The sequence below is a fragment of the Pantoea wallisii genome, from assembly GCF_002095485.1.
GTDB lineage: Bacteria > Pseudomonadota > Gammaproteobacteria > Enterobacterales > Enterobacteriaceae > Pantoea > Pantoea wallisii.
Genome location: NZ_MLFS01000001.1, coordinates 103,566 through 124,062, shown reverse-complemented (window position 1 = coordinate 124,062; position 20,497 = coordinate 103,566). Strand labels below are relative to the sequence as shown.

At 55.9% G+C, this 20,497-nt stretch carries 20 protein-coding genes; 6 read left to right on the top strand and 14 right to left on the bottom strand.

Annotated features, from left to right (window positions below):
• Positions 1-367: 367 nt before the first annotated feature.
• The 5 genes from murP to gltP form a co-directional block, all read right to left on the bottom strand.
• Positions 368-1,807, bottom strand: coding sequence for a PTS N-acetylmuramic acid transporter subunit IIBC (gene murP / locus HA48_RS00550; protein ID WP_128599301.1), 1,440 nt, complete (start codon positions 1,805-1,807; stop codon positions 368-370).
• Positions 1,807-2,718, bottom strand: a complete 912-nt coding sequence (murQ, locus tag HA48_RS00545; protein ID WP_128599300.1) for an N-acetylmuramic acid 6-phosphate etherase — start codon at positions 2,716-2,718, stop codon at positions 1,807-1,809. Before murQ ends, murP begins: the two co-directional genes overlap by 1 nt.
• Positions 2,719-3,161: 443 nt before the next feature.
• The gene (locus HA48_RS00540; protein ID WP_208613089.1) at positions 3,162-3,560 is read right to left on the bottom strand and encodes a hypothetical protein; all 399 of its coding nucleotides are present in this window, start codon (positions 3,558-3,560) and stop codon (positions 3,162-3,164) included.
• Positions 3,561-3,651: 91 nt separating this feature from the next.
• Positions 3,652-4,050 (bottom strand): type II toxin-antitoxin system HicB family antitoxin, encoded by a 399-nt coding sequence (locus HA48_RS00535; RefSeq protein WP_244182774.1) that lies wholly within the window; start codon positions 4,048-4,050, stop codon positions 3,652-3,654.
• Between the two features lie 250 nt (positions 4,051-4,300).
• Positions 4,301-5,602 carry a glutamate/aspartate:proton symporter GltP gene (gene gltP, locus HA48_RS00530; RefSeq protein ID WP_128599299.1) on the bottom strand — a complete coding sequence of 434 codons (1,302 nt, stop codon included), beginning with the start codon at positions 5,600-5,602 and terminating at the stop codon, positions 4,301-4,303.
• A 580-nt stretch (positions 5,603-6,182) separates the two neighbouring features.
• Between gltP and acs the strand changes: the two genes are divergently transcribed.
• From acs to HA48_RS00515, 3 genes are all read left to right on the top strand, one after another.
• Complete coding sequence (gene acs / locus HA48_RS00525) at positions 6,183-8,138, top strand: acetate--CoA ligase (protein WP_128599298.1); 1,956 nt, start codon at positions 6,183-6,185, stop codon at positions 8,136-8,138.
• Positions 8,139-8,311: 173 nt separating this feature from the next.
• Entirely contained in the window at positions 8,312-8,641 is a 330-nt protein-coding gene (locus HA48_RS00520) for a DUF485 domain-containing protein (RefSeq protein WP_128599297.1), read from the top strand.
• The gene (locus HA48_RS00515) at positions 8,638-10,290 is read left to right on the top strand and encodes a cation acetate symporter (RefSeq protein ID WP_128599296.1); all 1,653 of its coding nucleotides are present in this window, start codon (positions 8,638-8,640) and stop codon (positions 10,288-10,290) included. Before HA48_RS00520 ends, HA48_RS00515 begins: the two co-directional genes overlap by 4 nt.
• Before the next feature lie 44 nt (positions 10,291-10,334).
• On the opposite strand, the gene HA48_RS00510 is transcribed toward HA48_RS00515, so the two are convergent.
• The 4 genes from HA48_RS00510 to HA48_RS00495 form a co-directional block, all read right to left on the bottom strand.
• Positions 10,335-10,880: a YfaZ family outer membrane protein gene (locus HA48_RS00510; protein ID WP_128599295.1), complete on the bottom strand. Its 546-nt coding sequence runs from the start codon at positions 10,878-10,880 to the stop codon at positions 10,335-10,337.
• A 142-nt stretch (positions 10,881-11,022) separates the two neighbouring features.
• Positions 11,023-11,568, bottom strand: a complete 546-nt coding sequence (locus HA48_RS00505; RefSeq protein WP_167377130.1) for a YfaZ family outer membrane protein — start codon at positions 11,566-11,568, stop codon at positions 11,023-11,025.
• Between the two features lie 75 nt (positions 11,569-11,643).
• Positions 11,644-12,339, bottom strand: coding sequence for an LrgB family protein (locus tag HA48_RS00500; protein WP_128599293.1), 696 nt, complete (start codon positions 12,337-12,339; stop codon positions 11,644-11,646).
• Positions 12,332-12,757 (bottom strand): CidA/LrgA family protein, encoded by a 426-nt coding sequence (locus HA48_RS00495; RefSeq protein ID WP_128599292.1) that lies wholly within the window; start codon positions 12,755-12,757, stop codon positions 12,332-12,334. The genes HA48_RS00500 and HA48_RS00495 overlap by 8 nt, the downstream gene beginning before the upstream one ends.
• A 101-nt stretch (positions 12,758-12,858) precedes the next feature.
• Between HA48_RS00495 and HA48_RS00490 the strand changes: the two genes are divergently transcribed.
• The gene (locus HA48_RS00490) at positions 12,859-13,761 is read left to right on the top strand and encodes a LysR family transcriptional regulator (RefSeq protein ID WP_128599291.1); all 903 of its coding nucleotides are present in this window, start codon (positions 12,859-12,861) and stop codon (positions 13,759-13,761) included.
• 67 nt (positions 13,762-13,828) lie between these two features.
• Here HA48_RS00490 and HA48_RS00485 read toward each other — a convergent pair whose 3' ends face one another.
• From HA48_RS00485 to soxR, 4 genes are all read right to left on the bottom strand, one after another.
• Positions 13,829-15,478 (bottom strand): Na+/H+ antiporter, encoded by a 1,650-nt coding sequence (locus HA48_RS00485; RefSeq protein ID WP_128599290.1) that lies wholly within the window; start codon positions 15,476-15,478, stop codon positions 13,829-13,831.
• A 138-nt stretch (positions 15,479-15,616) separates the two neighbouring features.
• Positions 15,617-16,966, bottom strand: coding sequence for an NCS2 family permease (locus HA48_RS00480; protein WP_128599289.1), 1,350 nt, complete (start codon positions 16,964-16,966; stop codon positions 15,617-15,619).
• A 272-nt stretch (positions 16,967-17,238) separates the two neighbouring features.
• Positions 17,239-17,904 (bottom strand): glutathione S-transferase family protein, encoded by a 666-nt coding sequence (locus HA48_RS00475; protein ID WP_128599288.1) that lies wholly within the window; start codon positions 17,902-17,904, stop codon positions 17,239-17,241.
• 43 nt (positions 17,905-17,947) lie between these two features.
• The gene (gene soxR, locus HA48_RS00470) at positions 17,948-18,424 is read right to left on the bottom strand and encodes a redox-sensitive transcriptional activator SoxR (RefSeq protein WP_128599287.1); all 477 of its coding nucleotides are present in this window, start codon (positions 18,422-18,424) and stop codon (positions 17,948-17,950) included.
• A 97-nt stretch (positions 18,425-18,521) separates the two neighbouring features.
• On the opposite strand from soxR, the gene soxS reads away from it, so the two are divergent.
• Both soxS and HA48_RS00460 read left to right on the top strand, forming a co-directional pair.
• A complete protein-coding gene (soxS, locus tag HA48_RS00465) occupies positions 18,522-18,950 on the top strand; it encodes a superoxide response transcriptional regulator SoxS (RefSeq protein WP_128599286.1) in 429 nt (142 codons plus the stop codon).
• A 253-nt stretch (positions 18,951-19,203) separates the two neighbouring features.
• Positions 19,204-19,485 carry a YjcB family protein gene (locus HA48_RS00460; protein WP_128599285.1) on the top strand — a complete coding sequence of 94 codons (282 nt, stop codon included), beginning with the start codon at positions 19,204-19,206 and terminating at the stop codon, positions 19,483-19,485.
• 54 nt (positions 19,486-19,539) lie between these two features.
• Here HA48_RS00460 and HA48_RS00455 read toward each other — a convergent pair whose 3' ends face one another.
• On the bottom strand, positions 19,540-20,490 hold the full coding sequence (locus HA48_RS00455; protein ID WP_128599284.1) for an ATP-grasp fold amidoligase family protein: 951 nt from the start codon (positions 20,488-20,490) through the stop codon (positions 19,540-19,542).
• Between the last annotated feature and the right edge of the window lie 7 nt (positions 20,491-20,497).

Genomic DNA, 20,497 nt, shown 5'->3' with positions numbered 1-20,497 from the left:
CAAGTGGTGAATTTAATGCGCGGGGATGGGCGCAGACTGCGATAAACAGGGAAAATTTAACGAGTTATATAGACATTCTGGCTGGAATACGCAAAAGCGAAGCCGGTGATATTTGACGAGACGAAATAAGCGTACGGCGATTATAAACAGCGCCGTCACGGCATATGCGCTATTTATTTTCTTGATTCAGAATAATTTTTATTTTTCACGCGAGTGTGAAGAGAAATAGCTAAATGGGTTATTACCCATTATGACGGGCCCCTGGTAAATATGGGAAGTGTGAAGCCGGACACAGAGTTGCAGAGCGATAATCGAGCCCGAAACGGATGCCGTTACAGGCAGCCGTATCGGGCACACAGTGTCCGCTTCAGCTTAAATCGACACCCTTTGTTCCGCCCCACCAGGTAAAGGCAAACCCGCCGATCCATGCCACCACCAGCCCGGCAAGATAGACTGCCATACCGGCAAAAATGCCCTGCGACGAGGTCATGAGCGGCAGGGTGACCAGCCCGGATGGGCCGAATACCGTATTCATGCCGACCGGCAGACCCAGCCACGCCACAAGGCCGATGAAAAACCCGCCCAGCGCGCCGCCAAAACAGGCAGTGATAAATGGCTTGAGTCGCGGCAGCGTGACGCCGTAGATCAGCGGTTCCCCGACGCCAAGCAGGCCCGGCACAATCGCCCCCTTTATCTGCGTACGAAGCAGCGAATTTTTTTCCGCTTTGCACCAGAGCGCCAGGGACGCGCCCACCTGACCGGCACCCGCCATGGCGAGGATCGGGAACAGTGAATTAAACCCCTGCGTCTCCATCAGCGCGAAATAGACCGGAATAAAGCCCTGATGGATGCCGAACATGACGGCAATCAAAAACAACCCGGCCAGGATCGCGCAGCCAAAAGGATTGTTATTCAGGTGGATGAAGAGCCAGGACATGCCTTTAAACAGTTCGCCGCCAATCGGCATAATGACCAGGAAAGTGACGGCACCGGTAATTAATAGCGTCAGCAGCGAGGTGAGAATCATATCAAGGTTATCGGGAATAATTTTCCGCAGCTGCTTCTCAACCCATGCGCCAAACATCGCCGCCAGCAGGACGCCGATAATATTGCCGCGCGGATCGATCGCCAGACCAAAGAAGTTCTCCATACCGCTGTAGTAGCCAACAGTGGCCTTAGGGAGATAGCCAAGCACAAACAGCGAGGCGATGATGGCGCCATTTACCCCGGTGCCGCCAAACGCTCTCTGCGCGTTATAGCCGATCAAAATGCTCAGGAAGGTAAACAGCCCTTTGCCGAACACTTTCATGTAGGCCACGGTATCGAGTAGCCAGCGGGCATGATCGCCCGGCTGATTGAGATGGAAGATCTGCTCAATCAGCGTGGCAAAGCCCAGCAGGAGCCCGGCACCGATAAACCCCGGGATAAGCGGGGTAAATATAGTGGCAAAACAGGCAAGGAAGCGGTGCAGCGCGCTGGTCTGCTTCGCTTTCATCTGCTGTTTCTGTGCGTGAGCAATGGTGTGCAGATCCGACGCGGCCTGGGGTTCATCACTATTCAGCAGAGCCTGCATCTTCTCTGCCGCCGTCTGTGCTTTACCGGGACCCAGCACGATCTGCAGCTGCGCATCGCTGTTGATGACGCCAAGCACGCCGGGCAGTGCTTTCAGCTGCGGATAATCGACCAGGCTGGCATCGGCCAGCGTCAGGCGTAGCCGCGTCATGCAGTTGCCGCAGTGCAGCACGTTACCGGCCCCGCCGATCGCCTGCAGCGTGTCACGCAGGAAGCTCTCCGTGATGGCGGCCATTATTGCGCTCCTGCGTTGCGCAGAGCCTGACGAATAAAGCCCTGATTGTGGTCGAGCAGTGCGCGCGCGTCATCGGCATCCACTCCTGCCAGCACCATGACGATGGCGGTTTTACAGTGGCCACCGCAGGCAGCCAGCGCTTGCTGCGCCATGGCATCGTCGCAGTCGGTAGCCTGTCTGACGATGTTGATCTGGCGCTGTACCAGTTTCTGGTTGGTGGCTTCCACATCCACCATCAGGTTGCCGTACACTTTTCCGCTGCGAATCATTGCGCCGGTGGTGAGCATATTCAGCACCAGTTTTTGCGCCGTGCCCGCCTTCATGCGCGAGGATCCGGTGACCACTTCCGGGCCAACAACCGGCGTGAGGGCGATATCAGCCACCTGCGACATCGGGCTCGCCGGATTGCAGGTGAGCGCTGCGGTGACCGCGCCCTGCTGTTTCGCATAAGCCAGAGCACCCAGCACATACGGCGTACGGCCACTGGCAGCGATGCCAACCAGTACATCGCGCGCCGAGAAATTGATATCTTTTAAATCCTGCGCGCCCTGCTCCGCATTATCTTCAGCATTCTCCACCGCCTGTAAGATCGCGGTATGGCCGCCGGCAATCAGCCCGACGACCTGGCTGCGCGGTGTACCAAATGTTGGCGGGCATTCGCTGGCATCCAGAATACCGAGGCGGCCAGATGTTCCCGCACCGCAATAGATGAGGCGCCCACCGTGGCTGAACGCGGCGGTGATGGCATCCACCGTCTGCGCGATCTGCGGCACGATGGCTTCAACCGCCAGCGCCACTTTTTTATCTTCATCGTTAATGACGCGCAGCATCGCTTCGGTTGAGAGCTCGTCAATATTCTGGCTGGCCGGATTGCGGCCTTCGGTGATCATCTGGCTCAGATCGATTTTCATGCATAGTCCTGTGAATGAATAATTTATTCACAAAATTATATATCACAAGGAATTGTTAATTCATCAGGCTGGCATGAGATTTTTTGCCTTTTGCGGCAACGAACATAAAAATTTCGCCAGCTGATGTGACTGAATTCCGGGCCCCTGTCCATGCAGAAACAGGCTTCAGGCATGATTTTACTCTTCCGAACTGAGCTTATGTCTGTAAAACGTCGACGAATCATCGTCTAACAGATTGTCCTTACTCTGAAGCAGATTAAGGCGGGCGCATTGTTAAAACTGACTCGGAAATGAAAATCAGGTTGGCATTGCAGAATGGGGTGGATAAGCCAGTGGGTTATCATAGCCAGAGATACATTTAACCTTCAAAATAGCCCGCTCTCTGAGATGAAATAACGCATTTTCAGAAACTCCTTTTTGATAACAAGAGTCAGTTATAGTGTTCAATTGGATTCAGGATTTACTCCCCTGTTTTCCATTGTTTCGTGGTTATATGATGGCTCAACCACAACAGAAATGATAAGCATCTTCAGATCCCTGATAACACCAACTGATACGGATATCTTCGGGTCAGGGCCTTTCCAGCACTCCCCCTGAATATCGCAGATACTGGATTTTTTATAGCCGTGCTTTGCCAGGTATTCATCAATCTGGCTTGTATCAGTGGCACCTCTGAACTTCAATTCGTATATGAGCAGGCCAGGCCCTGCAACGTTAAAGAAACCAAATTCGTAATCTTTAACTACACGCGGCATATGTTTAAGTAGTTCGGGAGTGTAAAATTCATACTCCCTTTTATCCTTTTCCGTGTATCTGGCACTCTCAGCAAAATTCATTTTCACGTATGGCCCAACGTAAATGAGACTCGCTGTCAGCAACGTTAACAGGGCCAGTGACACTTTATAACGTTTTTTCATAGCATTAGGATAGTTGTTAAAAATCACTATCGATTTTGGTCAGCAAGTTTTGCAGAAAGGTGATATTCAACTTTATTGCGCGACCTTCATAACGACTGAGATCAATGTCGATGAAAGCCCGGTAGCCCCCCCGACACTCCTCATCATCAATATGCGATTTAACATTCGTTGCGTCAGGAATGACCTTGCCTGCATCGGCTAACGATTCAACATGTGTGTCTATCGCGCAAAATGCATCGCTTAACGCTTCATCAATGGTATCGCCTGCAAAAAAACACCCCTGTACGGCCGGTACAAAACCTGACCAGGTACCCTTTTCTGTTTTGTGCAGATAAACGGGGAATCTCATACTAACTTCCGGGCTGGTGGTTAGAGTGGGTATAAATTTATGCAGGCTTTGCCCGATAGGATCCATAAGACCTGTCTGCTGCCTGGGCAAAAGTGAAAGCGGCAGGGATTAATACGTTCAGGAAGAGACCACGTTTAACGGAGGGCTGAGAGGTTTAAATCCAGCCAGGCATAAGAAGAGTGGCTGAGGGGATAACCGGAGTGGCGCCCCGAGGCCTTCAGGCCGCGGGGCCGCCAGAAAGCGTGATACCGGCGTTCAGCGCTGGCCGCCCCTGGGGGCGGCCGCCACAGGCATCGATGCCGTATGAGGCAGGACGTTAGCTGGCGCTTTGCGTACGCAGCTTCAGCTCGTAGGCTTCAGCTTGTTTGGTATCAAACTGGTTCTCCCAGCGCGCAATCACCAGCACCGCCAGGGCGTTACCAATCACGTTCAGGGCGGTACGCGCCATATCCATGATACGGTCAACACCGGCGATAAAGGCCAGCCCTTCCAGCGGAATACCTACGCTGCCCAGCGTTGCCAGCAACACGACAAACGACACGCCCGGTACGCCCGCAATCCCTTTTGACGTCACCATCAGCGTCAGCACCAGAATGATTTCATCGGTCAGCGACAGATCAATACCGTACAGCTGCGCAATGAAGATCGCCGCAATGCTCTGGTACAGCGTGGAGCCGTCCAGGTTGAAAGAGTACCCGGTAGGCACCACGAAGCTGGTAATGGCTTTTGGCGCACCGTAGGCCTCCATCTTCTGCATGATGCGCGGCAGCACCGTCTCTGAGCTGGAGGTCGAATAAGCCAGAATCAGCTCATCTTTCAGAATGCGCATCAGCGTGGTGATCCGCAGTTTACAGAAACGCGCCACTGCACCCAGCACCACAAACGCAAAGAACAGGATCGCGACATACACCAGCAGCACCAGCTTCGCCAGCGGATAGAGCGAGGCAAAACCGAAGTTAGCGATGGTGACCGCGATCAGCGCGAACACGCCAACCGGCGCATAACGCATGATCATGTGCGTCACTTTAAACATGGTTTCGGAAATCGAACGGAATACCGTTACCAGCGGATCGCGATGCTCTGACGGCAGTGCCGACAGTCCCATACCAAACAGCACCGAGAAGAAGATAATCGGCAGCATGTCGCCCTTCACCAGCGAGGCGAAGATATTCTGCGGGATCAACGACAAAATGGTTGTCACCAGACCGTGAGGTGCGCCCTGCACCGCTTCTGTCGTGGCTTCATATTTAGAGATGTCCACCGTTGCCAGCGTTGACATATCAATGCCGCTGCCGGGTTGGAATACGTTAGCCAGCGTAATGCCGACCACAATGGCAAGGGTGGTGATCACTTCAAAATAGACAATGGTTTTAACGCCAATACGTCCGAGCTTTTTTGCATCGCCTACGCCTGCAATACCAACAATCAGGGAGGAGATAACAATCGGCACCACAATCATCTTAATCAGATGAATGAAGATGTCGCCTGCCGGGGTAAGGATGTTAGTGATTAACCATTCACGATCGTCTGGCTGATTATGCAGCACGGTTCCGACAATAACGCCAAGAATCAGGGCAATCAAAATCTGCCAGGCAAGAGTGAGTTTAAAACCTTTCATAACGCTTTATTTCCTAAGTCAAAAACCCCTTTGCTCTGCTGCGAAGGTGCAGAAGAAATGACACACAGGGAAGTGAGCAAAAGCCCGGTAAAATAGAGGGTTATATAAGACTGTATCGGTATCACTGTGCTGACATGATCTGCCCGCGTGATGATGCAGCCTGAGTTGTTACCTGCTGAACAGGGGCGAGATAAGTACCATTTTCACTACGGTAAATGCAACCCCTGGGGCGATAGCTTAAATCCTGCACAGGTTGGCAGCATAAAATGCTGTTCACACGTTGCGGCCATAACTCGCTGTTATGAAAAGTGTTAATTCGATAATTTTTCGCATAGCTATTCAATATTGCGCAAAAATCCTCCGGCGCGTTTGCTGTTTATTTAAGCAGCGCAGATCATGATTATATTGATCTTATCACTGCTTTTACCCCTTTTATGTCCTCCCTGGAGCGCATGAAAACGAACGCTTTTTACGCACCCGTAAGGTCGTGATCCAGACTGCAAAACGAAAACAAAGCCCGATCGCACTCTTCAATTAACCTTTGATTGACATATGATTAACATCTTCAAGGAGGTCAGCCATGAGCCACATTCACAAGCATCCTGTACCCGCTGCTATTGCCGCGAACGCTCTGATTAATGCCGAACAATATGCGGCGCTGTATCAACAGTCGGTTGACGATCCCGAATCTTTTTGGGGCGAACAGGGGAAAATCCTCGACTGGATCACGCCCTACAGCACAGTAAAAAATACCTCGTTTGCGCCCGGCAATATCGCTATCCGCTGGTATGAAGATGGCACGCTAAACCTTGCTGCCAACTGCCTTGATCGCCATCTGCAGAGCCGGGGTGACCACCCTGCCATCATCTGGGAAGGTGATGACGCCAGCGAAAGTAAAACCATTACCTTCCGCGAACTGCACGCCGATGTGTGCCGTTTTGCCAACGTGCTGACCAGGCTGGGCGTTAAAAAGGGCGATGTCGTCGCTATCTATATGCCGATGGTGCCGGAAGCCGCCGTGGCGATGCTGGCCTGCGCCCGTATCGGTGCTGTGCACTCCGTGATTTTTGGCGGTTTCTCACCGGAAGCGGTGGCTGGCCGCGTGGTCGATTCAAACGCGAAACTGGTGATCACGGCGGATGAAGGCGTGCGCGCCGGCCGGGCGATTCCCCTGAAAAAAAACGTCGATGACGCGCTTAACAACCCGAACGTCACCAGCGTGAAAAACGTGGTGGTGTTCAAACGCACCGGTAAAGAGGGCGGCTGGCATGAAGGCCGCGATCTCTGGTGGCACGATCTGATGGCGACTGCCCAGGAGCAGCACGAGCCGGTGGCCGTTGAAGCCGAGCATCCACTGTTTATCCTCTATACCTCCGGCTCAACGGGCAAGCCGAAAGGCGTGCTGCACACCACCGGCGGTTACCTGGTATACGCCGCAAGCACCTTTAAATATGTCTTTGATTACCATCCGGATGATGTCTACTGGTGTACGGCTGACGTCGGCTGGATCACGGGTCACAGCTATCTGCTTTATGGCCCGCTGGCGTGCGGCGCTACCACGCTGATGTTTGAAGGCGTACCCAACTGGCCGCAGCCAAGCCGTATGGCAGAAGTAGTGGATAAACATAAAGTTACCCTGCTCTACACGGCGCCCACCGCGATCCGCGCACTGATGGCGGAAGGCGATAAAGCGATTGCCGGTACGGATCGCAGCAGCCTGCGTATTATGGGCTCAGTGGGCGAACCGATTAACCCGGAAGCCTGGGAGTGGTACTACAAAAAGATTGGCGACAGCCGCTGCCCGATTGTCGATACCTGGTGGCAGACCGAAACCGGCGGCTTCATGATCACGCCGCTGCCGGGTGCCACAGAACTGAAAGCGGGCTCAGCCACGAAGCCCTTCTTTGGCGTCCAGCCTGCGCTGGTGGATAATGAAGGCAATACGCTGGACGGCGCGACCGAAGGCAATCTGGTGATTACCGACTCCTGGCCCGGACAGGCGCGGACGCTGTTTGGCGATCACGAACGTTTTGAACAGACCTACTTCTCCACCTTTAAAAACCGCTACTTCAGCGGCGATGGCGCACGCCGTGATGAGGATGGGTACTACTGGATCACCGGCCGCGTTGATGATGTGCTCAACGTATCCGGGCACCGCCTGGGCACGGCAGAGATTGAATCGGCGCTGGTCTCGCATCCCAAAATTGCCGAGGCCGCCGTGGTCGGGATTCCGCACAGCATTAAAGGCCAGGCCATCTATGCTTATATCACGCTGAACCACGGTGAAGATCCGTCGCCGGAGCTGTACACCGAAGTGCGCAACTGGGTACGTAAAGAGATCGGCCCCATTGCCACGCCGGACGTGCTGCACTGGACCGATTCGCTGCCGAAAACTCGCTCCGGTAAGATCATGCGCCGTATTCTGCGCAAGATTGCTGCGGGCGATACCAGTAACTTTGGCGATACCTCAACGCTGGCCGATCCTGGCGTAGTAGAGAAATTGCTGGAGGAGAAACAGTCCATTACCATGCCGTAACCGGCAGCAGCCCGATGGAGAGTTTCAGCCTGTCCACGGCAGGCTACTCTCCGTTATCTCTCCCTTACGCCGTACGCTTTTCAACATCGCACAACCTATATAACTAGAATATTCAGCCAGTTAAATCACTTTACCGTGAGATTCCTGTCTGCCTTGCCTCTGGAGAAACTGTGATGAACGAAGCCCTAAACCAACAGGAAGCAGTCTGGCAACAGATCGAAAGTAACCCGCGTTTTCAGGAGCTGGTGCACAAGCGCCAGGCGTTCGCGCTGCTGCTGAGCATGATAATGCTGGTGCTCTACGTCGGCTTTATTTTACTGATCGCCTTTGCGCCTGCCTGGCTCGGTACGCCGCTGCACGAAGGCACTAACGTTACGCGCGGCATTCCGATTGGCGTCGGGCTGATTGTGGTGTCGTTTGTGCTGACCGGTGTTTATGTGTGGCGCGCGAATGGCGAGTTTGATCGCCTGACGAAACAAATCGTGCGCGAGGTGAAATCATGAAGCGCCTGATCTTCGCCTTACTGGCGATTGTTCCTGCCAGCGTATTTGCTGCCGACGCCATTACCGGGGCGGTGCAAAAGCAGGCCACCAACTATGAAGCCATTATCATGTTTGTGGTGTTTGTTGCGGCGACGCTCGGTATCACTTACTGGGCGTCCAAACGCACCCGATCCCGCAGCGATTACTATACCGCAGGCGGTAATATTACCGGTTTCCAGAATGGCCTGGCGATGGCCGGTGACTTTATGTCGGCCGCCTCCTTTCTCGGTATCTCGGCGCTGGTTTACACCTCCGGCTACGATGGCCTGATCTACTCGCTCGGCTTCCTGGTGGGCTGGCCGATGATTCTGTTTTTAATCGCCGAACGCTTGCGTAACCTGGGCCGTTATACCTTTGCGGACGTCGCCTCCTATCGCCTGAAGCAGACACCGATTCGTACACTCTCGGCCTGCGGTTCGCTGGTGGTAGTGGCGCTGTATCTTATTGCGCAGATGGTGGGCGCAGGTAAGCTGATTCAGTTACTGTTCGGGCTCGACTACCATATTGCCGTCGTGCTGGTCGGCATTTTGATGGTGCTCTATGTGCTGTTCGGCGGCATGCTCGCCACCACCTGGGTGCAGATCATCAAAGCGGTGCTGCTGCTGTTCGGTGCCAGTTTTATGGCCATCATGGTGATGAAAGCCACCGGCTTTAGCTTCAATACCCTGTTTACCGAAGCAATGGCGGTTCACCCGAAAGGCGCGGCCATTATGCAGCCGGGCGGACTGGTGAAAGATCCAATCTCGGCGCTGTCGCTCGGCCTTGGTCTGATGTTTGGTACGGCCGGCTTACCGCATATCCTGATGCGCTTCTTCACCGTTGCCGATGCGCGTGAGGCTCGTAAAAGCGTGTTCTGGGCCACCGGTTTTATGGGTTACTTCTACTTCCTGACCTTTATTATCGGCTTTGGCGCCATTCTGCTGGTGGGGGCAAATCCGGCCTTTAAAGATGCAACCGGCGCGCTGATTGGCGGTACCAATATGGCGGCCGTACATCTGGCGAACGCAGTTGGCGGCAGCCTGTTCCTGGGCTTTATCTCTGCGGTCGCTTTCGCCACTATTCTGGCGGTGGTCGCCGGGCTGACGCTGGCGGGCGCTTCTGCCGTCTCTCATGACCTGTATGCCAGCGTGATCCGCAAAGGTCAGGCTACCGAGCGGGATGAACTGCGCGTGTCGAAGATCACCGTACTCATTCTGGGGGTAGTAGCGATTGTGCTGGGCATCGCTTTCGAGAAACAGAACATCGCCTTTATGGTCGGCCTGGCCTTCTCGATCGCGGCCAGCTGTAACTTCCCTATTATTCTGCTCTCAATGTACTGGTCGAAGCTGACCACGCGCGGTGCCATGATTGGCGGCTGGCTGGGGCTGATAACGGCGGTGGTGCTGATGATTCTCGGACCGACCATTTGGGTGCAGGTACTGGGGCACGCGAAACCGATCTATCCGTATGAGTATCCGGCCCTGTTCTCGATGGCGGCGGCGTTTATCGGAACCTGGATGTTCTCCATTACCGACCACTCCGCACAGGGTGCAGAGGAGAGAGCTAAATTCCGCGGGCAGTTTATTCGTTCACAAACGGGTGTGGGGATTTCGCAGGGGAAAGCGCATTAAGCAGGAGAACACCGGTGCGCCTTCAGGCGCACCGGTTTAATGCATCAGAAACGCAGTGATGCACCCACGTACGGGCCATCCACCAGCACGTTGTCTTTACGGCTGCCTTTGTTGTTCAGTTCGATGTACTGATAACCCACGCGCAGGTTCAGCAGTGAAATCGGCGTGAAGCTCAGGCCACCGGAGGCTTCCTGATAGCTATCCAGACGATCAGAGAACGCTTCCGGCGCGTAGTAGTACTCGCCATACAGGCCCCACATGCTGTTGAAGCTGTACTGTGCACCCGCACCTACCGCCATAGTGAAACCGTCACGACCATCTTCCGGATGGGTGAACAGCGCTTTTGCGGTTGGCGCCACGCGGAAATCACCGACATCAATGTTGTAGCCCAGACCCAGACCATAGGTGCTGCCGTCATGATCGCTGCGCAGCCAGTTGCCTTTCAGGAACAGGCCCGGAGAGGTGGTGCCGAGGCCAAGGTTCAGGTTGGTGCTGTGCTCACCCACGTCAACACTGCCCTCAATCGCCTGTGCGCCGCTGCTCAGCAGTGCCAGACCCAATACGCTTCCAGTAACAAGTTGCTTAAACATAACAATCCACTCCATGAAGGACCAACAATTGGGCGCAAAGGGTAAACAGCACGGCGGCAGGACACAACTTTATTTGGAAAGCTTTACGTAAAAATGGGTTACAGCGGAGAAAAAACGGCCAGTGAAGGCCGTTACGGGTTTATCAGAAGCGCCAGGCCGCACCGAAAAACAGGCCATCGGCCAGAGCACGATCCTGCCAGCCGTAGTTGCCGTCACTGGCGATATAGCGGTAGCCGCTGCGCAGCGTCAGCCAGCGCGCGGGCTGGAGTGAGACGCCGGTTTCCAGCTGATGCAGCGAGTGCAGATGGTGGCTGGTGGCATCCGGCGACAGGCTGTAGTCGATATACAGCCAGGTGCTGCGGGCCAGCGGCACTGGTGCCATCAGGCGAATCCCGCCATTGATGCCTTCGCCCGTGCCCTCGCTGGGGCTGAGGTCCGTCCGGAATAGGCCAAGACGCGGCGCGATATGCAGCGCACCGAGCCTGAAACCGTAGCCGAGCGTGGCCTCGGCCAGATAGCGGGCACTATTACCGCGCGAATACTCCACGCCATACTGCACGCCAGCCGCGCGTTGTTCACTGTTGATCGCGGCGGCAGCGTAGTGGCTTCCGCCTTTTACGCCCACCTCAGCGCCCTGGACCCCGGTGGCGGCCAGCAGCAGGCCCCATGCTAATGTCTGTTTGTTCATTTTTGCTTCCTTGTTGTTTGCGCGGGCAAACAGTAAGAGAAGCGCTAATACCCGGATACAAGCTCTGACTCAAAATCATGCGGTCCAGAGCAGATGGCTCAGCAGCGGCGCCAGGATCACCGTGACCACACCGGAGAGCATCATCACCAGGCTGGAGACCACCCCCTCCTGCTGACCCAGCTGATACGCGCGCGCCGTACCGGCACCGTGCGAGGCGGCGCCAAACCCGGCACCCTTTGCCACCCCTTGTTTAATGGCGATGCGCAGGAACAGTACATCGCCCACGGCCATACCAAATACGCCCGTGATCACCACGAAGAGCGCCACCAGGTCCGGCTGGCCGCCGATCGGCTGTGCGGCCGCCAGCGCAAACGGCGTGGTGATGGAGCGCACCGCCAGGCTGCGCTGAATGGTCTCCGGTAGCGTCAGCAGGCGCGCCAGCCACACCGAGCTGCACACCGCCACGCAGGTGGCTGTCAGCACCCCGGCGCTCAGCGATAGCCAGTGGCGCCTGATGATATCCATGTTCTCATAGACCGGAACAGCAAAGGCCAGCGTCGCCGGCCCCAGCAGCCAGATCAGCCAGTGGCTTTCAGCAATGTAATCCTGCCAGCTTACGTGGGTCAGCAGGAGCAGCGCCACCAGCACCAGCGGTGTCATCACCAGCGGCATCAACAGCAGCGTACGCCAGCGGCGATACAGACGTTTATTGAGGTAATAGACCAGCAGCGTCAGCGCCAGACAGAGCAGGCTAATGATGAAGTCAGTCATGTTGCGCCTGCTTGCGCGCAGCGCGCGCCAGTTCGAAACGGTACAGGCGATCCACCACCAGCGAGGTGGTCGCCAGCACCAGTAACGTACTCACGGCAATCACCAGGCAGATGCGCCACCCTTCGCTGCGCAGGAGGTCGCTGTAGTTGACTACCGCGACCACAGCTGGAATAAAGAACAGCAACATCTCGGCCAGCAGCCAGCTGGCACCGGCTTTCACCCAGCGCAGCGGCACAATCCGCGTGGCGATCAGCATCAGCAGCAGCACCATACCCACTACATTGGCGGGTAGCGGCAAGTGCAGCCAGCTCACCAGTTGGTCACTGGCGATAAACAGTCCGATATACAGCACCAGCTGCAGAGGCACAAAGGCCCGTTGCAACATGTGAACGGCACGTGGCGCGACCGCGAGCGTCATTCTATTTCTCCCCGGTTAAATCAGGGCCTCAGTATAAATCCGCCACAAACTGTGAAAGAAATGAATTAAAATTATTCAAAGCATGCCAAAAAGGAATGATTATGGACGTTCGCGCGCTGCGCTATTTTACTGAAGTGGTACGTCAGCAGAGTTTTACCCGTGCTGCAGAGAAGCTCTTCGTCACGCAGCCCACCATCAGCAAAATGCTGCGCCAGCTGGAAGAGGAGCTGGGCTGCACGCTACTGCTGCGCGACGGACGTAAGCTGCACCTTACCGACAGCGGCCAGGCGGTCTATCAGCGCGGTCTGGCGATTCTGCAGGAGTTTCATCAGCTGGAGACGCAGATTGACGATATCAATCAACTCAAAACCGGCGAGCTGCGGCTGGGTATTCCACCCATGGTGGGGATGCAGATTGCCGGTTCGATCTCCGCTTTCCGCCGCCGTTACCCTGGCGTGCAGCTTAAAATTTCTGAGTTCGGCGGGCTGACGGTGCAGCAGGCCGTGCTGAATGGCGGGCTGGATATCGCCATCACCGCCCTGCCGCTCGATCCCGATCTGGCGCTGAATACGCTGCCGCTTATGCATCACCCGCTGTGCGTTTTACTGCCGCGCCAGCCGCAGTGGCTCAATCGCAGCAGCCTGACATTAACGGAGCTGGCGCAGCATCCGCTGCTGATTCTTCATGAAGAGTTCTCACTTAATCGTCAGCTGATGAAAGCGTTTCAGCGCCAGGGCTTAACGCCGGATATTGCCGTGCGCAGCGCGCAGTGGGATTTTCTGGCCGCCATGGTGCAGGCCGATATGGGCGTGGCGATTCTGCCGGAGCCGATTTGTCAGCGGCTGGATAAGCAATCGCTGCTGTGGCTACCGCTGGAGTCGGAGTTGCAGTGGAGTCTGGGATTGATCTGGCGTGAAGGCAGTTATTTATCGCGTAGTGCCGAGGCGTGGATCGCCTGCTGCCGGGAGTTTTGGCCAGACAGTGCGCCGACCTTATCAGTGTAAAATCAGAGGGGCCTCAACCTGGCTTGCGGTGCGGCGACCCGTCAGGGCCGCCGTTGCGAGGTTGAGGTTACTCCTCTTTCTCAATCAGTAACGCTTCCAGCAGGTCAAGATCGCGCAGCAACTTCTGCATCGTCTCATTGGAGATCGCCTGCGTGGCGCGCAGATGATAAACCTCGGCCCGCTCGGCGCGCAGTGCGGTCAGGCGGAAGCGGCGTTCGAGGTTCTCTGCCTGCAGCGCCTGCTCGACCTCCTCCTTGCCCACCATGCGGCGGCGCAGATTACCTATGACGCGCAGGCTTACCTCTTTCAGCAGCTCAGGATCGATATTCTCTTCGCTGTCTTTTTCGAGGCGCGCCTCCATCTTATGCAGACTCTCGATCGCCACGCCAGCCATGGCGGCACGGGCACTCTGGATCTCCCGGCGGTGACCGCTTTTATCATGGCTATCCATACCGCGCAGCAGAATCGGCAGCAAAATCACCCCCACAAACAGCGAGAACAGAATCACGCCGGTGGCGATAAACACCAGTTCATAGCGTGCCGGGAACGGGTCGCCGTTACTCAGGAACAGCGGAATCGACAGTACACCGGCCAGCGTAATCGCACCGCGGACGCCGGCAAAAGAGGCGATCAGCAGCTCACGCAGCGAGTAGTTGCTGAACTCCAGCGGCTTTTTCTTCAGCATGCGTTTGCTGAAACGCTGCATGATCCACAACCAGCCGAAACGCACCACCATCAGCGCAACATATACCAGCGCCACATCAGCAAACAGCATCCACAGCTCCACGTTCGGATCGGCATCCGCCTGGGCAATGGAGGTGGAGAGGATATCCGGCAGCTGCAGGCCGAGCATCAGGAACACCATGCCGTTAAAGACAAACTCCAGCATCTGCCACACGCTGTTCGCACGCAGACGCATTGCCAGCGGTGCCTGGCGGATAATGCCAGAGCGGGTGATCGTCATACCGGCCGCGACCGCCGCCAGAATGCCCGACACGCCCAGATGTTCGGCAATCAGATAAGAGGCGAAGGGCAGCAGCAGCAGCAGTACCGTCTGGGTTGCCGGGTCGTCACCACTCCAGCGGCTCATCAGACGCAGCGAACGGCCATACAGCCAGCATACCGCGACACCGGCCACCAGACCGCCGATAGCCACTTTGAGGAACTCCACGCTGGCACCGCCCCAGGTAAACACCATCGTCCCCATCGCAACCGCCACGGCAAACTTCAGCGACACCAGGCCGGAGGCGTCGTTCATCAGCGCCTCACCCTGCACAATCGACATGATCTTTTTCGGGATACGCCCTTCACCGACAATGCCCGAGAGCGCGACCGCATCGGTCGGTGAGAGTACCGCCGCCAGCGCAAACGCCGGAATCAGCGGAATACCCGGCACCAGCCAGTAAATCAGGTAGCCAATCCCGACCACGGTAATCAGTACCAGTACCAGCGCCAGTCCGAGGATCTCCCGCCCGTGGCTGAGAAACTCGTTGATCGGCGTTTTCCAGCCGTCAGCAAACAGCAGCGGCGGAATAAATAGCACGAGGAACAGTTCAGGATCGAAATCCACATGCAGGCCAAACGTGGGCCAGGCGAGGAGCGCACCTGCAGCGATCTGCACCAGCGGCAGCGGGATCTGAAACGGCAAAATGCGCGCGGCAACGCCGGAGAGTGATACCACCAGCGTCATAATGAGAATAGTAAAGAAGATTTCCATGCTTTCCTTAGGCGAATCGTAATCATTAGAGCGATGTGTTGCGCTGGAAAGTGTAAAACAAAACGCCGCGCAACGGGGCAACCCGATGTGCGGCGTGCGCGATAAAGAGAATAATCCGGAACGTCACCCGGATTGCGGTCAGATGGCCCAGCCGCCCGCGTAGAATGCCACCAGCGCCACAGCAATCACCACCGTACCGACGTTCAGCTTACGCCATTCACCCGCAAACAGGCGGCCAATCACCAGCGTGGCAAAGCCCAGCATGATGCCGGTCACGATGTTGCAGGTGAGCACAATAAATACCGCTGTCAGCAGGCCGGACATCGCATCGACAAAATCGTTAAAGTCGATTTTTGCTACGTTGCTCAGCATCAGCAGGCCGACATACATCAGGGCGGGCGCGGTCGCGTAGGCCGGTACCAGCCAGGCCAGCGGCGACATAAACAGTATCAGCAGGAACAGCAGGCCAACCACAATCGCCGTCAGGCCGGTTTTACCGCCCGCTGCCGTACCGGCCGCCGACTCAATATAGACCGCCGCCGGGGATGCGCCGACTAAACCGGCAAACAGGCTGCTAATGGAGTCCGTGGTCAGCGCGCGTCCGCCGTTGATGATCTGCCCCTGTTTATCCAGCAGGTTCGCCTGCCCGGCCACGGCGCGAATCGTACCGGTGGCATCAAACACCGCGGTCATCACCAGCGCCAGCACGCTGGGAAGCACCATCGGCTGCAGCGCGCCCATGATATCCAGGCTGAACATCGCCGACTGTCCGTTCGCATCTTTCAGGCTCGGCATGGCGAACAGTCCCTGATACTTCACCGCCGGGTCAAAAATCAGCCCGATAACCGAGATTGCAATAATCGTCAGCAGGATGCCGCCCGGCACGCGGCGCTTCTCCAGGCCAAAAATGGCTGCCAGACCGATCAGCGCCATGATGACCGGGAACGAGGTAAAGTGACCCAACGCCACCGGCAGACCCGCCGCCGGGTTTTTCACCACCAGGCCGATACCATCCGCAGCGATCAGCAGCAGGAACAGGCCAATGCCGACGCCGGTGCCGTGCGCCACGCCCATCGGCAGATTGCGCAAAATCCATGCGCGAATGCCGGTCACGGAGATCAGCGTGAACAGCAGGCCCATCAGGAAGACAGCGCCCAGCGCGACCGGCACGCTGATGTGCTGGCCCAGCACCAGGCTGAAGGCGGTGAACGCAGTCAGTGAAATGGCGCAGCCAATCGCCATCGGCAGGTTGGCCCACAGGCCCATGATGATCGAACCAAAGCTGGCGACCAGGCAGGTAGCCACAAACACTGCCGTCGGTGAGAAGCCCGCTTTGCCCAGCATGCCAGGCACCACGATGACGGAGTAGACCATCGCTAAAAAGGTGGTGAGGCCCGCCAGCACTTCCTGACGCACGCTGCTACCGCGTGCTGAAATGCGGAACCAGGCGTCCAGTTTTCCACTGGCCGGGCGTGATTCGCCAGACATAAAATTTCCTCTGTGTTTTTAAGATGTGAGTCGCCGCGCGACCGCCGTTTGCCCATGGCCCTGGTGAAGGTTTCTCAGTGAGAAAGCAGGCAAACGATTACGCGGCCACGTATTCCCGTCATAATGGGGGACGTGGAAAAAAGGCAAACGATTATCTGGCGTTTAGGGTGGTGTTTTCAACCATTAATCGAGAGGCGTGCAGCATAAGCCGCCGGTGTGGAGCGGCAATGGCGGCCCTGACGGGTCGCCACAACGTAATAAGCGTGATAACGCTAGCTGCTGAACTGTATCGGACCGCCCTGCTTCAGTGCACGCTGCCAGGCGGCGCGCTGCTGCATCGTCTCCAGCCAGCGCGCCGTGGCGGGCATATCACTTAATCCACCGCGCATCTGTAGCGCCAGCAGCGGAAAGCTCATCTGCACGTCGGCGATGCTAAAGCGCGATCCGGCGAAGTAGTCGTGCTGGCTGAGATGCTGCTCAATTACGCGGCCATGGAGCGCCAGTTGCTTGTTCAGCCAGGCTCTCTGTATCCCTTTGCTCAGTACGGCACCCACCGGACGGAGTAGCCAGGGTACGGGCTTTTTGCCCAGTTGCCCGAATACCAGCTTCATCACCAACAGGGGCATCAGCGATCCTTCCGCATAATGCAGCCAGTAGCGCGCCTGAATCTGCTCCTCTTCATCAATGAGCGCCAGCTGATGCTCGCTGTCATAGCGGAGTTGCAGATACTCCAGAATCGCCCCCGACTCCGCCACCACGCGATTGCCATCCGTGATTACCGGTGATTTTCCCAGCGGATGGACCTTCTTTAACTCGTCGGGCGCCAGCAGCGTATTTTCACGCTGGTATCGTTTAAGTTGGTACGGTACCGCCAGCTCTTCCAGCAGCCATAAAACGCGGTGCGAACGGGAATTTTCCAGATGGTGAACAGTGATCATGCGCGGTTCCTTGCTGCGGAGTAGTTTCGCCAAGTATAGCGGATTAACGCTTCTCCTCGTCCTGCTCCGGATCGAGTAACACCGCGCCGGAGCCTTGCTGCGCCAGACGGTCCCCCGGATTACGCAGCGGGCAATCACGCATCGACAGGCAGCCGCAGCCGATGCAGCCATCCAGATCGTTACGCAGGCGCGTTAGTGTCTCAATGCGTTTATCCAGCTCCTCGCGCCAGTGCTGCGTCAGCGCATCCCACGCCTGCGTGGACATGCGCTTATTCGCCGGCAGATGCATCAGGCTGTCGCTCACCGTCGCCAGCGGAATACCGATGCGCTGGGCAATTTTAATGATCGCCACGCGCCGCAGTACGTCACGGCTGTAGCGCCGCTGGTTCCCGCCGTTGCGCGTACTGAATATCAGGCCCTTGGTTTCATAGAAGTGCAGCGCCGATACCGCGACGCCGCTCCGCTTCGCGACTTCACCCGGTGTCAGCACCGGTTTTGGGTAATTGCGATCTTTTTTCATTTGGGCTCTTTACCTCAAGTTAACTTGAGGAATTATACTCGCACCCCAACAAAACGTCGAACGTCAACCAGGTGACACCCTTCAGAAGGATGAGGCTATGATGCAACAGGAAATCATTCATTCACTGACTAACTGGATCGATCAGAATCTGGATAAAGCACTATCAATTGATGAAGTTGCGGCCAAATCAGGCTACTCAAAATGGCATCTGCAGCGTATGTTCCGTTCCGTGACGAAACAGACGCTGGGTGGCTATATACGCGAACGTCGGCTCACGCTGGCTGCTGAGGCGCTACGCCAGACGCAACGGCCGGTATTCGATATCGCGATGCAGTACGGTTATGACTCACAGCAGACCTTCTCCCGCGTGTTCCGCCGGCAGTTCTCGCAGACGCCTACTGCTTATCGTCATACGATGCGGCGTCAGTCGATGGTGCAGCGCCCGCGCCTGGTTAACTTTGACTGCGCCGACAGCGTAACCAGCTTTGCTCAGCGTACCACCGGCGAGTGCTGCCCGGTCCGCTAACCTCTCAGGTCGCGCCCCTTGCGGGCGCATCCCTCTTTTCCCGCCTCTTTTTTACTCTTATCGATAAAAATCCCTCTACCATACCAGGTATAAATTTTGTTCAAAATTTAAAATCCAGTGATATAATGTGACCCAAGTCACACTTAATATCTGTTGTAAGACGGCAGAAGGGCCTCCCTGACCTTCCTTCCTTGCCGCCAGTGATGTCCGATGAGTGTCAGGGATATGACTGATATCAAGAGGTTTGTTGCAGATGGCTACGTTGACCACCAGTTTGATCGTGATGCGTTGGGAGTTACTCAGCGCGGTTTTGATGTTCTTCGCCAGCACCATGAAAATCAGGCTGCGCCAGAACAGCCATCACGTGATGGCACTGCTGTGCGGCGGTATTGGTGTTGGCCTGTCCTGCTGGTTTGTCACGGGCCTGCTGGGTATTACGCTGAGCATGGAGAACGTAAATAACTTCATGGAAATCAGTAAGAATGCATTCATTGATGTCATGAGTCAGACCCCAGCCGAGTGGCCGATGCCTTAATCGCTGGCAATAAAAAACCCCGCTTAGCGGGGTTTTTTATTTTGCTGTGTGATTTCAAATTTTCTTCAATACGGCGGGAAGCGTAACTTCCGGTACCGTTACGCCCGATCTCTGCGTATCGCGACGATCCTGAATCCACATATCACCCATCATCTGATTTAGCCCGCGATCTAACCCGGTTACCAGACCTGCGCCCGGTGTAAAGGTCAGCTCACCGAAGTAGATCTGCTCACCGTCGATATACCAGTCAACCCGCACATAATCGAAATCCGTCGCCAGCTTTTTGCTGAGCGCCAGCGCATGTTGCAGCTGAGGCAGCAGCGGCTTCACATCCAGCCCGGTATCACGAATTTTGTGATACGCCTCGTTGAGGTTATTAACGTAGAAGTTCATCGATAGCTGCGCATTACAGCGGTTATAGATCACCTGCAGCACATACTCAAAGCTGCCGTCGCGCTTATTGAACATGTGGAACTTGTAATCGATCGGCGCACTTTTACCATCACCAATGTACTTCTCCACCAGAATGCGTGGCTTGATGTAGCGGTAGTGAATTTCACGCGCTTCATTGGCGAAGTCAGTTTTCAGCCAGCGGTGGCAGTCGCTGATGATCTGCTGCTTCTTCAGCGCATCCGGCTCTTCCAGCAGAATCTCCACCATGTTTGAGCCGTGGTTCGGCTTGATCACCGTGTTCTTCCAGCTGGACAAGGTGTGCAGCGAATGCGGATCGCTGGTTTGATACACCAGCGGGATCAGATATTCGTCGCCCACTTTCTCGGCGATGTATTCACGCACCGAGTACTTATCTGACAGGCGTCCATAGTTCTGGTAATCGCCGTAGATAAATTTGCGGTACAGTACCTTCTCATTAAACACCTTTGGCTCGCGCAGGTTCGGCAGCTTACGGAATTTATGAAAATAGTAGATGCGGTCCTGGTAAGCCCAGGGCATCTTCTTGATGAAGTACTGTACGCTTCTTCTGAGTTCATCTTTCAACCTGACCATATCTGAC

Bases quoted from the DNA above. Each gene is read 5' to 3' on its own strand.
- murP (WP_128599301.1), bottom strand. From the start codon at position 1,807: ATGGCCGCCATCACGGAGAGCTTCCTGCGTGACACGCTGCAGGCGATC.
- murQ (WP_128599300.1), bottom strand. From the start codon at position 2,718: ATGAAAATCGATCTGAGCCAGATGATCACCGAAGGCCGCAATCCGGCC.
- HA48_RS00535 (WP_244182774.1), bottom strand. From the start codon at position 4,050: ATGGATCCTATCGGGCAAAGCCTGCATAAATTTATACCCACTCTAACC.
- gltP (WP_128599299.1), bottom strand. From the start codon at position 5,602: ATGAAAGGTTTTAAACTCACTCTTGCCTGGCAGATTTTGATTGCCCTG.
- acs (WP_128599298.1), top strand. From the start codon at position 6,183: ATGAGCCACATTCACAAGCATCCTGTACCCGCTGCTATTGCCGCGAAC.
- HA48_RS00520 (WP_128599297.1), top strand. From the start codon at position 8,312: ATGAACGAAGCCCTAAACCAACAGGAAGCAGTCTGGCAACAGATCGAA.
- HA48_RS00515 (WP_128599296.1), top strand. From the start codon at position 8,638: ATGAAGCGCCTGATCTTCGCCTTACTGGCGATTGTTCCTGCCAGCGTA.
- HA48_RS00510 (WP_128599295.1), bottom strand. From the start codon at position 10,880: ATGTTTAAGCAACTTGTTACTGGAAGCGTATTGGGTCTGGCACTGCTG.
- HA48_RS00505 (WP_167377130.1), bottom strand. From the start codon at position 11,568: ATGAACAAACAGACATTAGCATGGGGCCTGCTGCTGGCCGCCACCGGG.
- HA48_RS00500 (WP_128599293.1), bottom strand. From the start codon at position 12,339: ATGACTGACTTCATCATTAGCCTGCTCTGTCTGGCGCTGACGCTGCTG.
- HA48_RS00495 (WP_128599292.1), bottom strand. From the start codon at position 12,757: ATGACGCTCGCGGTCGCGCCACGTGCCGTTCACATGTTGCAACGGGCC.
- HA48_RS00490 (WP_128599291.1), top strand. From the start codon at position 12,859: ATGGACGTTCGCGCGCTGCGCTATTTTACTGAAGTGGTACGTCAGCAG.
- HA48_RS00485 (WP_128599290.1), bottom strand. From the start codon at position 15,478: ATGGAAATCTTCTTTACTATTCTCATTATGACGCTGGTGGTATCACTC.
- HA48_RS00480 (WP_128599289.1), bottom strand. From the start codon at position 16,966: ATGTCTGGCGAATCACGCCCGGCCAGTGGAAAACTGGACGCCTGGTTC.
- HA48_RS00475 (WP_128599288.1), bottom strand. From the start codon at position 17,904: ATGATCACTGTTCACCATCTGGAAAATTCCCGTTCGCACCGCGTTTTA.
- soxR (WP_128599287.1), bottom strand. From the start codon at position 18,424: ATGAAAAAAGATCGCAATTACCCAAAACCGGTGCTGACACCGGGTGAA.
- soxS (WP_128599286.1), top strand. From the start codon at position 18,522: ATGATGCAACAGGAAATCATTCATTCACTGACTAACTGGATCGATCAG.
- HA48_RS00460 (WP_128599285.1), top strand. From the start codon at position 19,204: ATGGCTACGTTGACCACCAGTTTGATCGTGATGCGTTGGGAGTTACTC.
- HA48_RS00455 (WP_128599284.1), bottom strand. From the start codon at position 20,490: ATGGTCAGGTTGAAAGATGAACTCAGAAGAAGCGTACAGTACTTCATC.